Source organism: Streptomyces sp. 8N616 (assembly GCF_052246385.1).
Classification (GTDB): Bacteria; Actinomycetota; Actinomycetes; order Streptomycetales; family Streptomycetaceae; genus Streptomyces.
Map to the genome: position 1 here is coordinate 159,066 of NZ_JBQQBY010000020.1, position 12,281 is coordinate 171,346.

The window sequence follows — 12,281 nt, forward strand, 5'->3', positions numbered from 1 at the left end:
GCTAGCTCCCTCGGTAAACGGAGTAGCCGAACGGGTTGAGCAGCAGCGGCACGTGGTAGTGCTCGCCCGGCTTGACGGCGAAGGTGATCGCCACCTCCGGGAAGAAGGCTCCGCTGTCCCTTACGCGGGGGGCGTCCTGCTGTTCCTCGGCTTGCTGGTGCGCGAAGTACGGCTCGGTCTCGAAAAGGAGCCGTACGTGGGTGGTGCCCTCCGGCAGGGCCGGGAGGTCCTTGCAGCGCCCGTCCGCGTCGGTCCTGGAGGCGCCGTGCGCGGTCCACGCAGCCCGGCCGCCGCTGCGTACGGACAGCTCGACGGCGACCCCTTCCGCGGGGCGGCCGATGCTGGTGTCCAGGACGTGCGTGGACACCGAGGCGGCGGCTTGCGTGCTCATGCGGCTGCTCCTTCTTCCACGAGGCGGGTCAGCCGGATGCGGTTGATCTTCCCCAGCTCGGTGCGGACGATCTCGCGCTCGGTGTCCTGGTCGTTGCGGAGCCGCTCCTTGAGTGCGGCCAGCATCTGGTCTCCGGTCCGGCCGGTCGCACAGATCAGGAAGACGTGACCGAACCTCTCCTGGTAGGCCAGGTTGAGCTCGAGCAGTTCCTCGCGCAGGGACTCCTGCACTCCGCTCTGCTCGCGCCGCGATGTGGGGTCGCCCGGCTTCGGCCGCCCGATCGGCGGGTGCCCGGCCATGGCCTCGGCCAGGTCGTCCGCCGTGAGCTCGGCCATGGCGGCGTCGCCCGCGGCGAGCAGGGCGTCGGTCGTGGCGTACGGGCGCTGGGCGAGCAGCTTGCTCCCCCACGCCGAACTGGCGCACACCTCGTGCAATGCGGCGCGGGCCGCGCCGTCGTCGGAGGTGTTGAACCGGACCAGGCCCGGTGTGGGGCTCGACGTCACGGGAAAAGCCTTCCGTGGCTGATGCTGACGGGCTGCGCCTAGCTAAAGCCCTCGCAGGACACCACGTCAACACTTTGTTGAAAGTCCGGCAACCTCGGCGGGGTGTTCCGTCGACGGGTTGCGGCTGGTTCGGCACGGCCGGACTGCGTCGTAACGGTAGCTCGCCGTCGCGGCGGGACTTACTGCCCCTTCGCCGCGTTTTCCCTGTTCAGGTAGTTGTAGACGGTGAAGCGGCTGACCCCCAGGGCGGAGGCCACCGTCTCCACGCCATGCCGTACGGAGAAGGCACCACGTGCCTCCAATATCCGGACGACCGACTGCTTCTCCTTGCGCTCCAGTTCGGAGAGCGGCACGCCGTGCCGCCGCTCCAGCTCGGCGAGGATGTGGTCCAGCGAGTCGGACAGATGGGGCAGCCGTACGGCCACCAGGTCCCGCCCCTCCCAGGCCAGGACGACATCGTCGCCCCGGGCGAGCTCCGGGGCGATCATGTCACCGCCCATGGCGTCGACCAGCGGCTTCACGGCCGCGATGAACGGGTGGTCGGCGGGCCCGGTCATCCCTCACCCTCCCCGATCACATTGACCTGGAGCGACACCCGGGTCGCACCGGCCTCCAGGGACTTGCGCAGCAGCTCGTCCACGGCGGTCAGTACCGCCCCGGCCGGGCCCTCCGCGGTATTGCCGAACGGGCCGACGTCGACGGCGTCCAGCTCGGCGGCCTGAACGACCTCGCGGGCGACGACCGCGTGCTGTGGCGGCTCGTCGAGATCGAACGGCTCGGTCGTGAATTCCACCCTCAGTCTCACGCCCTCAACCTAGCGCCCCCTGCGACAGATCCGGCAGCCCCACTTGACAGCCCTCCCGGACCACAGGCACGCTTTCCATCAAGCAGAAATAAACTTCCGCAATACGGAAGGAGTGGCAGCCCCTCATGGGACCCACGGACCAGCGCTTCGATGTGAATCTCTCGATCCTCCTCACCGAGCTCCCGCTCCTGGAGCGCCCGGCGGCCGCCGCCGCGGCCGGCTTCACCGCGGTCGAGCTGTGGTGGCCCTGGGTCGACTCCCCCACCCCCGAACAGTCCGAGCTCGACGCCCTGCGGGACGCTCTGAACGACGCCGGCACGCAGCTGGTGGGCCTGAACTTCTACGCCGGGGAGCTCCCGGGCCCCGACCGCGGCGCGCTGTCGGTCCCCGGTGAGGAGTCGGACCGCTTCCGGGCGAACATCGACGTCGCCGCGGACTTCGCGCAGTCCGTGGGCTGCGAGGCACTGAACGCGCTCTACGGCAACCGCGTTGCGGACGTGGACCCGCAGGTCCAGGACGCGCTCGCGCTGGAGAATCTGGTCCTGGCCGCCCGCGCGGCCGACCGGGTGGGCGCGATCCTGCTGATCGAGGCGCTCAACCAGCCGGAGTCGCCGCAGTACCCGCTGGTGAGCGCGGAGTCCGCGATCGAAGTCGTGGACCGGGTGAACGCCGCCACCGGGCTCGGCAACGCCAGGTTCCTGATGGACCTTTACCACCTGGCGATGAACGGCGAGGACCTGTACGGGGTCATCGACCGCCACACCGCCAGGACCGGGCACGTACAGATCGCGGACAACCCGGGCCGCGGCGCCCCCGGCTCCGGCGACCTCGACTTCACCGGCCTGTTCGACCGCCTGGACAAGGCGGGTTACGAGGGCTGGATCGGCCTCGAGTACAAGTCCCCCGCCGCGGGCGCCTTCGACTGGCTCCCCGCCGAGCACCGCGCCGCGTAAGAGCGCTGCGCGCACGCGAACACGCACGATCTGGCCGCCGCGGCCGCCGCAAGCGGCTGCTCCCTCCGGCGGCGCAGCCGCCGGAGGAGAGCCGGCGGCCCCGAAGGCGCCACGCAAGTACCACCTCAGTGAGAGGACGTCATGAGCACCACCGCACTCCCCAAGGTCGCCTGGATAGGCCTCGGCATCATGGGCTCCCCCATGGCCGAGAACCTCATCAAGGCCGGCTACTCCGTCACCGGTTACACCCTCGAACAGGAGAAGCTCGACCCGCTCACGGCGAGCGGCGGCACCGCCGCCGCCTCCATCGCCGAGGCGGTCGGGGAGGCCGATGTCGTGATCACCATGGTCCCGGCCTCCCCTCAGGTCGAGGCCATCGCCTACGGCGAGGACGGCATCCTCGAGAACGCGAAGTCCGGCGCGCTGCTGATCGACATGTCCTCGATCACCCCGCAGACCTCCATCGATCTCGCCAAGTCCGCGGCCGGGAAGGGCATTCGCGTCCTGGACGCCCCGGTCTCGGGCGGCGAGGCCGGGGCCATCGAGGCCGTGCTGTCCATCATGGTCGGCGGCGAGCAGGCCGACTTCGAGGAGGCCAGGCCGGTCTTCGAGGCGCTGGGCAGGACCGTCGTCCTGTGCGGCCGGCACGGCTCCGGCCAGACGGTCAAGGCCGCCAACCAGCTGATCGTCGCCGTCAACATCCAGGCCTGCGCCGAGGCCGTGGTCTTCCTGGAGAAGTCCGGCGTGGACCTCACCGCCGCGCTGGACGTCCTGAACGGCGGCCTGGCCGGTTCGACGGTCCTGACCCGCAAGAAGGACAACTTCCTCAAGCGCGACTTCAAGCCGGGCTTCCGCATCGACCTGCACCACAAGGACATGGGCATCGTGACCGACGCGGCCCGCACCGTCGGCGCGGCACTGCCCGTCGGGGCCGTCGTCGCCCAGCTCGTCGCCTCCCTGCGCGCCCAGGGCGACGGCGGCCTCGACCACTCCGCCCTGCTGCGCGCCGTCGAGCGCCTCTCCGGGCAGCAGGTCGAGGCCTGACCCGGGGGCCGGGTCTCCGAGTTTCCGGGCGGCGGCGCTGACAACTGTCCTGTCGCGCCCAAGGCGCCGCCGCCCGGAGCCCCACATTCACGCAACAGCTGCACGGAAGGTCACCATGTCGAAGCGCGCGCTGACGACCGAGTCCGGCGCACCGGTCGCCGGCAACCAGAATTCCGCCACCGCAGGCGTCGGTGGCCCGCTCCTCCTCCAGGACCAGCACCTTCTGGAGAACCTCGCCCGGTTCAACCGGGAGCGCATCCCGGGGCGCGTGGTGCACGCCCGCGGCTCCGGCGCGTACGGCTACTTCGAGGTGACCGACGACGTCACCGGCTTCACCCGCGCCGACTTCCTGAGCACTGCGGGCAACGGTGCAGACGAACGAGGCGCTCTCCGCGCCGCTCGCGATCTCCGGCTGGATCGGCACCACGAGGCCCCGGCCACACCAAGGACGACGACTTCTTCCAGGCCGCTGAGCTCTACCGGCTGATGTCGGAGGAGGAGAAGCAGCGTCTGGTGGCCAACCTGGCCGCCGGACTCTCGCGGGTCAGCCGCGACGACGTGATCGAGAAGAACCTCGCTCACTTCCGCGCCGCCGGCCCGGGCTACGGCAAGCGCGTCGAGGCCGCGGTCCACGAGCTGCGCGACGACTGAACGACGCGCAACAAAGCCGCGCGAGGGCTGACGGAAGGTCAGCACTTGCGCTCCCGTACCGGCCGGCCCGATGAGGGGTGGCCGGCCGGTACGGGCCGGCAGCGGCTGCGACCTGACGGCCGGCCGCTTCGGATCCGGGCCCGCCGCGGCGGCAGCGTGCCAGTGCGGTGGCAGAACTCCCCCGACAGGGAGGGGTGAGTTGACCGCGGCCGCCGCGGCGCCCGGCACCACCACCCCTCTGCGCGGAACCCCGCCCCCGTACGGTCCGGGCACCGCACCCGGTCGAATCAGGAGAACTCGATGCCTCGAATGACGGCCGCACGCACGGCAGTTGAAATCCTCAAGCGCGAAGGCGTGGACACCGCGTTCGGCGTTCCGGGCGCGGCGATCAACCCGTTCTACGCGGCGCTCAAGGCCTCCGGTGGGGTCCATCACACGCTCGCCCGTCACGTCGAGGGCGCGTCCCACATGGCCGAGGGCTACACGCGGGCCAACCCCGGCAACATCGGCGTGTGCATCGGCACATCGGGCCCGGCCGGCACGGACATGATCACCGGTCTCTACTCGGCGACCGGCGACTCGATCCCGATTCTGTGTATCACCGGCCAGGCCCCGACCTCCGTGATCCACAAGGAGGACTTCCAGGCCGTCGACATCGCCTCGATCGCGGCTCCGGTCACCAAGAAGGCCACCACGGTCCTCGAGGCCGCGCAGGTCCCGGGCGTCTTCCAGCAGGCGTTCCACCTGATGCGCTCCGGCCGTCCGGGCCCGGTCCTGATCGACCTGCCGATCGACGTCCAGCTGACGGAGATCGAGTTCGACCCCGAGACGTACGAGCCGCTGCCGGTCTACAAGCCCGCGGCCACCCGCGCCCAGATCGAGAAGGCGATCTCCTTCCTCCTGGAGTCGGAGCGCCCGCTGATCGTCGCAGGGGGCGGCATCATCAACGCCGACGCCTCCGACCTGCTCGTCGAGTTCGCCCAGCTGACCGGCACCCCGGTCATCCCCACCATGATGGGCTGGGGCGCGATCCCGGACGACCACGAGCTGAATGCCGGCATGGTCGGACTGCAGACCTCGCACCGCTACGGCAACGCGACCTTCCTGGAGTCGGACTTCGTCCTCGGTATCGGCAACCGCTGGGCCAACCGCCACACCGGCTACAAGCTGGACGTCTACACCCGGGGCCGGAAGTTCGTCCACGTGGACATCGAGCCCACCCAGATCGGCAGGATCTTCGCCCCCGACTACGGCATCACCTCGGACGCCAGGGCGGCCCTGGAGCTCTTCGTCGAGGTGGCCAGGGATCTGAAGGCGGCCGGCGGACTGCCCGACCGCTCCGAGTGGATCGCCTCCACCCACGAGCGCAGGTCCACGCTGCTGCGGCGTACGCACTTCGACGACATCCCCATGAAGCCGCAGCGCGTCTACGAGGAGATGAACAAAGCCTTCGGCCCGGAGACCCGCTACGTCACCACCATCGGCCTCTCCCAGATCGCCGGCGCGCAGATGCTGCACGTCTACCGGCCGCGCCACTGGATCAACTGCGGCCAGGCGGGCCCGCTCGGCTGGACCGTCCCGGCCGCGCTGGGCGTCGCCACCGCCGACCCGGACGCCCAGGTCGTCGCGCTCTCCGGCGACTACGACTTCCAGTTCATGATCGAAGAGCTGGCCGTCGGCGCCCAGCACCGCATCCCCTACGTCCACGTCCTGGTGAACAACTCCTACCTCGGCCTGATCCGCCAGGCGCAGATCGGTCTGGACATCAACTTCCAGGTCAATCTGGAGTTCGAGAACATCAACTCGCCCGAGCTGGGCGTCTACGGCGTGGACCACGTCAAGGTCGCGGAGGGCCTGGGCTGCAAGGCGATCCGGGTCACCGACCCGAACGAGCTGGGCGCCGCCTTCGAGCAGGCCAAGAAGCTCGCCGCCGAGCACCGCGTGCCGGTCGTCGTCGAGGCGATCCTGGAGCGGATCACCAACATCTCGATGAGCACCACCGCCGACATCAGCAACGTCGTCGAGTTCGAGGAACTGGCCACCGAGCCGGGCCACGCGCCGACCTCGGTCGCGCCCCTGCGCTGAGGCCGGGGGCGGCGGTCGAGGGAGGGGCGCGGTGCCCGGACGGTCCCGGGCGCCACGTCCCTCCTGCGAGCTCGGACCCGGGCACGGTGTTACGGGTGCGGGTCATGAGTGCGAACGAATGGCGCAGCTCCCTCCACAAGGGGGCGCGCTTCGTGGACGATGGGATCAACACCCCTTCTACGGAACCGTGCTGGAGCCGAACATGGCAGAGAGCGTGCCGGTACGGTGCCCGGCGTGCCGCCGCGAGCACTCCTTCTCCCCCCTCACTTTTCCCTGCGCCTGCGGGGCTCCGCTCACCGTGCCCGTCCAGCAGGGAGCGAAGCCGGAGCCGCTGCGCCACCACACCTGGGAGGAGACCTGGGTCACGGTCCGCTGCCCGTCCTGTGAACGGGAGGACCAGTGGCCGCAGCCGGAGCTCGGCTGCCCGTGCGGCGCGCTCCTGCGCCTCCCGGTGGCGCAGCCGCCGAAGGCGCAGGTGACGAGCCCGACCACGCAGGGCTCCGGCGGCTTCGGCTCCGGGTCCGGTTCCGGCTCCGGGGCCGGGGCCGGGGCGGGGGCGGGGTCCGGCTCCTCGTCCGCCGGCTCGGGCGCCCGTACGCAGGCGCCCTCCTCGGCCGTGCTGCGCCCGGCGTTCCGGCCGGTGACGATCCGTACGAGCCGGGACGCGGTCATCGCGGCCGCGCAGTACCTGAAGTGGCTGGGCTTCCAGGACGTCGCGTGCGCCGACGACCGGGCGATCTCGGGGGTGGACCTGCGCGGCCGGGGCGTCGTCGCCCAGGTGGACCCCACCACCCGGCCCTCCACGCTCCGCGACGTCGAGTGCCTGTGGCTCAACGGGCTGGCCGCGTCCGCGGAGAGCGTGTTCTTCTCGCTCGCCGGATACGCCCGCGAAGCCCGCTCCCGCGCCGACGACCTACGCGTACCGCTCTTCGTCATGGACCTGACGGGCACGCCGCAGCCGGTGAACGACGCGGCGGACGACCTCATCCGCATGGGGGCCTGAAGCGGCGGCCGCAGGGCTGCCGGACTACCGTCGAACCATGGAAATCGACCTCACCAGCGAGGAGCGGTCGCTCCTCTCCTACCTCGGCGAGCGGCTGGCAGCCGGTGACAACCCGACCGAGGACGACCTCGCCGAGCAGCTCGGCGAGGACGTCAGGCAGCGGCTCAGGTCGCTGGCCGACAAGGAGCTGGTGTCCCTCGGAGTCCTCCCGGAGGGCGGACCCGACGTCGTCTTCGGCCTCTCCCCCGAGGCCCAGGAGGCCCTGGGCATCCACCGCGACGCGACCGAATAGGCAGGCGCTCCGCCGCTGGCCCCCATGGACCCGGCGTCTGGAGCAGAGCCCTCACGCGGCGCAGCCGCGTCACGGCGACGTCGGCGCGAGCCGGTCGGACGGCGGGCCGGACGGGTGCCCGTCCTCCTGCGCGGAGGGCATCCGCATGCCCTCCGCGAACCGCTCCCGCAGCTCCACCTTCCGCACCTTCCCGCTGACCGTCATCGGGAAGGAGTCCATGACCTGCAGATAGCGCGGCACCTTGTAGTGCGCGAGCCGCCCCCGGCAGTAGCGGGCGAGTTCATCACGGCTGAGCGACTGGCCCGGGTCGCGGAGGATCACGCAGGCCAGGATCTCCTCGCCGTACTGCTCGTCCGGCACGCCCACCACCTGCACGTCGGCGATCTTCGGGTGGCGGTGCAGGAACTCCTCGATCTCGCGCGGGTAGACGTTCTCCCCGCCCCGGATGATCATGTCCTTGATCCGGCCGACGATCTGCACATAACCGTCGTCCCGCATGACCGCGAGGTCGCCCGTGTGCATCCAGCGGCCCGCGTCGACCGCCTCCGCCGTCCGCTCCGGCTCCTCCCAGTAGCCGAGCATGACGCTGTAGCCGCGGGTGCACAGCTCGCCCGGCTCGCCGCGCTCCACCGTCAGCCCGGTCGCCGGGTCGATGACCTTCACCTCGATGTGCGGCAGCACCCGCCCGACCGTCCCCGTGCGCCGCTCCAGGTCGTCGTCGCGCCGGGTCTGCGTCGAGACAGGCGAGGTCTCGGTCATGCCGTAGCAGATGGACACCTCGGCCATGTGCATCTCGGCCACGACCCGCTTCATCACCTCCACCGGGCACGGCGATCCGGCCATGATCCCGGTGCGCAGCGAGGACAGGTCGTACGTGGCGAAGTCCGGCAGATTGAGCTCGGCGATGAACATCGTCGGCACGCCGTAGAGCGAGGTGCACTGCTCGCGCTCGACGGCGCTCAGCGTCGCCTCCGGGTCGAAGCTCGGGGCCGGGATGACGATGCACGCGCCGTGGCTGGTGGCGCCGAGGTTACCCATGACCATGCCGAAGCAGTGGTAGAAGGGCACCGGCAGGCACACCCGGTCCCGCTCGGTGTAGCCGATCATCTCCCCCACCCAGTAGCCGTTGTTGAGGATGTTGTGGTGGGAGAGGGTGGCGCCCTTGGGGAAGCCGGTCGTGCCCGAGGTGTACTGGATGTTGACCGGGTCGTCGCAGCTCAGCTCCGCCGCCCGGGCCGCGAGCCGCTCGCGCGGGACCTTCGCGCCCGCCGCGATGAGCCCGTGCCAGGTCGGGTCGCCGATGTAGACGACGTCGCGCAGCGCAGGGCACTGGGCGCGGACCTGCTCGACCATCCGCCGGTAGTCACTGGTCTTGTGGGCCACGGACGAGATCAGCACCTCGATGCCGGCCTGCTTCAGCACGTACTCCAGCTCGTGCACGCGGTAGGCCGGGTTGATGTTGACCATGATGGCGCCGATCCGCGCCGTCGCGTACTGGACGAGGACCCACTCGGCGCAGTTGACCGCCCAGATCCCGACCCTGACGCCCTTCCGGACGCCCTTGGCGAGCAGCCCGAGCGCCACGTCGTCCACGGCGCGGCCGAACTCGGCGTACGTCCAGCGCCGCCCCGTCGGGATGTCGACGAGCGCCTCGCGGTCGGGGTACGCCGCGATCGCCCGGTCCAGGTTGGCCCCGATGGTGTCGCCGAGCAGCGGGGCGGTGCCGGTGCCGCTGGTGTAGGAGAGCTCGGTCATGTGTAGTCCCCTTCGCGGTATTCGGCGGCGCTTCCCTCAGGAGTACGGGCGGTGCGCTCGCGCAGTTCGACCCTGCGGATCTTCCCCGACACGGTCTTGGGCAGGTCGGCGAACTCGATACGGCGGACGCGCTTGTAAGGCGCCAGGGTCTCCCTGGAGTGCGCGAACAGGGCCTTCGCGGTCTCCGGGCCCGGCTCCCACCCCGAGGCGAGCACGATGTACGCCTTGGGCACGGCCAGCCGTACGGGGTCCGGGGCCGGCACGACGGCGGCTTCGGCGACCGCCTCGTGCTCCAGCAGCGCGCTCTCCAGCTCGAACGGCGAGATCTTGTAATCGGACGCCTTGAAGACGTCGTCGGAGCGCCCGACATAGGTGATATAGCCGTCGGCGTCGCGCGAGCCGATGTCGCCGGTGCGGTAGTAGCCGCCCGCCATGGCCTCGGCCGTGCGCTCCGGGTCGCCGTGATACCCCGTCATCAGGCCGACCGGCGCTCCCCCGCCGGCGTCCGGGTCGAGGTCGAGGCAGATCTCGCCCTCGTCGCCGGGCTCGCCGGTGACCGGGTCGAGCAGCGCGACCGCGAAGCCGGGCGTCGGCCGCCCCATGGAGCCGGTCTTCAGGGGCCGGCCGGGGGTGTTGGCGACCTGCACGGCCGTCTCGGTCTGGCCGAAGCCGTCCCGGATGGTGACGCCCCAGGTCTCCCGAACGCGCTCGATGACCTCCGGGTTGAGCGGCTCGCCCGCGGCGACGGCCTCGCGCGGGGGCGTGCGGAGCTGGGTGAGGTCGGCCTGGATGAGCATCCGCCAGACGGTAGGCGGTGCGCAGAAGCTCGTCACCCCGCAGCGGTCCATCTCCGCCATGAGCCGGGAGGCGTCGAAGCGCGTGTAGTTGTGGATGAAGACGGTCGCCTCGGCGTTCCAGGGGGCGAAGAGGTTGCTCCAGGCGTGCTTGGCCCAGCCCGGCGAGGAGATGTTGAGGTGCACGTCCCCGGGGCGCAGCCCGATCCAGTACATCGTCGCCAGATGGCCCACCGGATAGGAGATATGGGTGTGTTCGACCAGTTTGGGCCGGGCTGTGGTGCCGGAGGTGAAGTAGAGCATCAGCGGGTCGGAGGCGCGGGTGGGCCCGTCCGGCTCGAAGGTCCCGGAGGCGCCGTACGCCTCCTCGTACGGCAGCCAGCCCGGCGCCGCGCCGCCCACGGAGATCCGGGTGTAGCCCCCGGGCACCTCGTCGAACTTGCCGGTGTCCTCGGCCCGTACGACCACGTGCCGGGCCTTGCCGCGCTCGATCCGGTCGGTGAGGTCGAGCGGCCCGAGCAGCGGGGTCGCGGGGATGACGACGGCCCTCAGTTTCATCGCGGCCAGCGCGGTCTCCCACAGCTCGACCTGGTTGCCGAGCATGACGACGATCCGGTCCCCGGCCCGTACGCCCTGCTCGCGCAGCCAGTTCGCGACCCGGTCGGAGCGGGCGCGCATCCCGGCGAACGTGAACCGGGCCTCGGTGCCGTCCTCCTCGACGATGTGCAGGGCCGGGCGGTCGTTTCCCTCGGCGATCCGGTCGAACCAGTCGAGCGCCCAGTTGAAATGCTCGGGCCGCGGCCAGCGGAATCCGACATATGCCGCGTCATAGTCCTCTCTGTGGCGCAGCAGGAAATCCCGGGCTTCCCGGAACTCCTCTGTCGCACCGGTTGCCGCCATGTGTCCTCCTCATTGCCGGACCGCTGACTAGCATCGTGTAATCAGTGACCTGGGTCTCACTACCCCCGGACGGGGGTGAAGGGGGTTGGCGGTGGCGCAGACGGGCGAAGCGGTCGAGATACGAGCGGCGCTGCTGAACCTGCGCCGCACCAGCGGCCTGCCGATCGCATTCGGCGGACTCCTCGAGGACAACAGGCAGTTGCGCATCGGTGAGCTGAGCGGCACGCGGACCTCCGCGCTGCGCGGGCTCGTAGTGGCGACGGGCAACGGCATCGGCGGCAAGTCCCTGGCCCTCACCAGGCCGGTGGCGGTGGCCGACTACCGCGCATCGCGCGCGATCAGCCACGAGTACGACGCGGCGGTGGCGACGGAGGGTCTCGGCGCGGTGCTGGCAGTGCCCGTCGTCGTACGCCGCCGGGTGCGCGGGGTGCTGTACGGCGCGCTGCCCGAGTCGCTCAGCCTCGGCGACCGCACGCTGAGCGCCGCGGTCGAGGCGGCGCGCGAGCTGGAACAGGCGCTGGCCGTACGGGACGAGGCGCAGCGGCTGCTGGCCACACGCCCGCCCGCGGCGGGGGATCCGGGCCGCCCGCTGGGGCCCGCCGCGTGGGAGGAGGTCCGCGAAGCGCACAGCGCCCTGCGGGCGCTGGCACCGCGCGTGACGGACCCGGCGCTGCGCGAGGAGATCCACGCGGTCTGCCGGCGGCTCGCCGCCGCGGCGGGGACGGATGCCCGGCCCGGCGCACGCGCGGACGACGACCGGGCGCGCGGAGGCCGGGCGTTCGGCGTCCGGCTCGCGCCGCGCGAGCTGGACGTGCTGTCCTGCATCGCGGCGGGGGCGACCAACGCGGGGGCTGCGGCGCGCTTGGGGCTGCGCCCCGAGACCGTGAAGGGCTATCTCCGCTCGGCCATGCGCAAACTCGGCGCCCACACCCGCCTGGAGGCGGTGGTCACGGCACGGCGGATCGGCCTGATGCCGTAGCCCCCGTTATCTTCTTCGCGGTCCTGCAAGAGGGCCGCTGGCCTCCGGGCCCGGCATGACTGTTCCCCCCTGTCGAAGGGATGACCTGGGGGGTGGTGTCACCGGGCCCGAGGGGTGCCGTTGGAG

13 protein-coding genes and 1 pseudogene are annotated in these 12,281 nt (G+C 71.2%); 8 read left to right on the forward strand and 6 right to left on the reverse strand.

Going from position 1 to position 12,281, the window contains the following annotated elements:
- Nucleotide 1 precedes the first annotated feature (1 nt).
- From uraH to ACTWQC_RS20140, 4 genes are all read right to left on the reverse strand, one after another.
- Nucleotides 2–391 carry a hydroxyisourate hydrolase gene (gene uraH, locus ACTWQC_RS20125; RefSeq protein ID WP_443317114.1) on the reverse strand — a complete coding sequence of 130 codons (390 nt, stop codon included), beginning with the start codon at nt 389–391 and terminating at the stop codon, nt 2–4.
- Nucleotides 388–894, reverse strand: a complete 507-nt coding sequence (gene uraD, locus ACTWQC_RS20130; protein ID WP_443317115.1) for a 2-oxo-4-hydroxy-4-carboxy-5-ureidoimidazoline decarboxylase — start codon at nt 892–894, stop codon at nt 388–390. The genes uraH and uraD overlap by 4 nt, the downstream gene beginning before the upstream one ends.
- A 179-nt stretch (nt 895–1,073) precedes the next feature.
- A complete protein-coding gene (locus tag ACTWQC_RS20135) occupies nt 1,074–1,451 on the reverse strand; it encodes a helix-turn-helix domain-containing protein (protein WP_443317116.1) in 378 nt (125 codons plus the stop codon).
- Entirely contained in the window at nt 1,448–1,699 is a 252-nt protein-coding gene (locus ACTWQC_RS20140; protein ID WP_443317117.1) for a hypothetical protein, read from the reverse strand. Before ACTWQC_RS20140 ends, ACTWQC_RS20135 begins: the two co-directional genes overlap by 4 nt.
- A 125-nt stretch (nt 1,700–1,824) precedes the next feature.
- On the opposite strand from ACTWQC_RS20140, the gene ACTWQC_RS20145 reads away from it, so the two are divergent.
- The 7 genes and pseudogenes from ACTWQC_RS20145 to ACTWQC_RS20175 all read left to right on the forward strand — a co-directional run bounded on the left by ACTWQC_RS20145 (nt 1,825) and on the right by ACTWQC_RS20175 (nt 7,727).
- Entirely contained in the window at nt 1,825–2,652 is an 828-nt protein-coding gene (locus ACTWQC_RS20145) for a TIM barrel protein (RefSeq protein WP_443317118.1), read from the forward strand.
- Nucleotides 2,653–2,793: 141 nt separating this feature from the next.
- The gene (locus ACTWQC_RS20150) at nt 2,794–3,696 is read left to right on the forward strand and encodes a 2-hydroxy-3-oxopropionate reductase (RefSeq protein WP_443317119.1); all 903 of its coding nucleotides are present in this window, start codon (nt 2,794–2,796) and stop codon (nt 3,694–3,696) included.
- Nucleotides 3,697–3,811: 115 nt separating this feature from the next.
- Nucleotides 3,812–4,108: pseudogene (locus ACTWQC_RS20155) on the forward strand (catalase); the annotation flags it as partial.
- Nucleotides 4,109–4,182: 74 nt separating this feature from the next.
- Nucleotides 4,183–4,347: a catalase-related domain-containing protein gene (locus tag ACTWQC_RS20160; RefSeq protein ID WP_443317120.1), complete on the forward strand. Its 165-nt coding sequence runs from the start codon at nt 4,183–4,185 to the stop codon at nt 4,345–4,347.
- A gap of 309 nt (nt 4,348–4,656) precedes the next feature.
- A complete protein-coding gene (gcl, locus tag ACTWQC_RS20165; protein WP_443317137.1) occupies nt 4,657–6,432 on the forward strand; it encodes a glyoxylate carboligase in 1,776 nt (591 codons plus the stop codon).
- Between the two features lie 202 nt (nt 6,433–6,634).
- Nucleotides 6,635–7,435: a hypothetical protein gene (locus ACTWQC_RS20170; RefSeq protein ID WP_443317121.1), complete on the forward strand. Its 801-nt coding sequence runs from the start codon at nt 6,635–6,637 to the stop codon at nt 7,433–7,435.
- 37 nt (nt 7,436–7,472) lie between these two features.
- Nucleotides 7,473–7,727 (forward strand): hypothetical protein, encoded by a 255-nt coding sequence (locus ACTWQC_RS20175; protein ID WP_443317122.1) that lies wholly within the window; start codon nt 7,473–7,475, stop codon nt 7,725–7,727.
- 69 nt (nt 7,728–7,796) lie between these two features.
- Here ACTWQC_RS20175 and ACTWQC_RS20180 read toward each other — a convergent pair whose 3' ends face one another.
- A complete protein-coding gene (locus ACTWQC_RS20180) occupies nt 7,797–9,482 on the reverse strand; it encodes an AMP-binding protein (RefSeq protein ID WP_443317123.1) in 1,686 nt (561 codons plus the stop codon).
- Complete coding sequence (locus ACTWQC_RS20185) at nt 9,479–11,176, reverse strand: AMP-binding protein (protein ID WP_443317124.1); 1,698 nt, start codon at nt 11,174–11,176, stop codon at nt 9,479–9,481. The genes ACTWQC_RS20180 and ACTWQC_RS20185 overlap by 4 nt, the downstream gene beginning before the upstream one ends.
- A 91-nt stretch (nt 11,177–11,267) precedes the next feature.
- On the opposite strand from ACTWQC_RS20185, the gene ACTWQC_RS20190 reads away from it, so the two are divergent.
- Nucleotides 11,268–12,155: a LuxR C-terminal-related transcriptional regulator gene (locus tag ACTWQC_RS20190; RefSeq protein WP_443317125.1), complete on the forward strand. Its 888-nt coding sequence runs from the start codon at nt 11,268–11,270 to the stop codon at nt 12,153–12,155.
- Nucleotides 12,156–12,281 lie beyond the last annotated feature (126 nt).

Coding starts and splice junctions, on each gene's coding strand:
- uraH (WP_443317114.1), bottom strand. CDS start 391: ATGAGCACGCAAGCCGCCGCCTCGGTGTCCACGCACGTCCTGGACACC.
- ACTWQC_RS20135 (WP_443317116.1), bottom strand. CDS start 1,451: ATGACCGGGCCCGCCGACCACCCGTTCATCGCGGCCGTGAAGCCGCTG.
- ACTWQC_RS20145 (WP_443317118.1), top strand. CDS start 1,825: ATGGGACCCACGGACCAGCGCTTCGATGTGAATCTCTCGATCCTCCTC.
- ACTWQC_RS20150 (WP_443317119.1), top strand. CDS start 2,794: ATGAGCACCACCGCACTCCCCAAGGTCGCCTGGATAGGCCTCGGCATC.
- ACTWQC_RS20160 (WP_443317120.1), top strand. CDS start 4,183: ATGTCGGAGGAGGAGAAGCAGCGTCTGGTGGCCAACCTGGCCGCCGGA.
- gcl (WP_443317137.1), top strand. CDS start 4,657: ATGACGGCCGCACGCACGGCAGTTGAAATCCTCAAGCGCGAAGGCGTG.
- ACTWQC_RS20170 (WP_443317121.1), top strand. CDS start 6,635: ATGGCAGAGAGCGTGCCGGTACGGTGCCCGGCGTGCCGCCGCGAGCAC.
- ACTWQC_RS20175 (WP_443317122.1), top strand. CDS start 7,473: ATGGAAATCGACCTCACCAGCGAGGAGCGGTCGCTCCTCTCCTACCTC.
- ACTWQC_RS20180 (WP_443317123.1), bottom strand. CDS start 9,482: ATGACCGAGCTCTCCTACACCAGCGGCACCGGCACCGCCCCGCTGCTC.
- ACTWQC_RS20185 (WP_443317124.1), bottom strand. CDS start 11,176: ATGGCGGCAACCGGTGCGACAGAGGAGTTCCGGGAAGCCCGGGATTTC.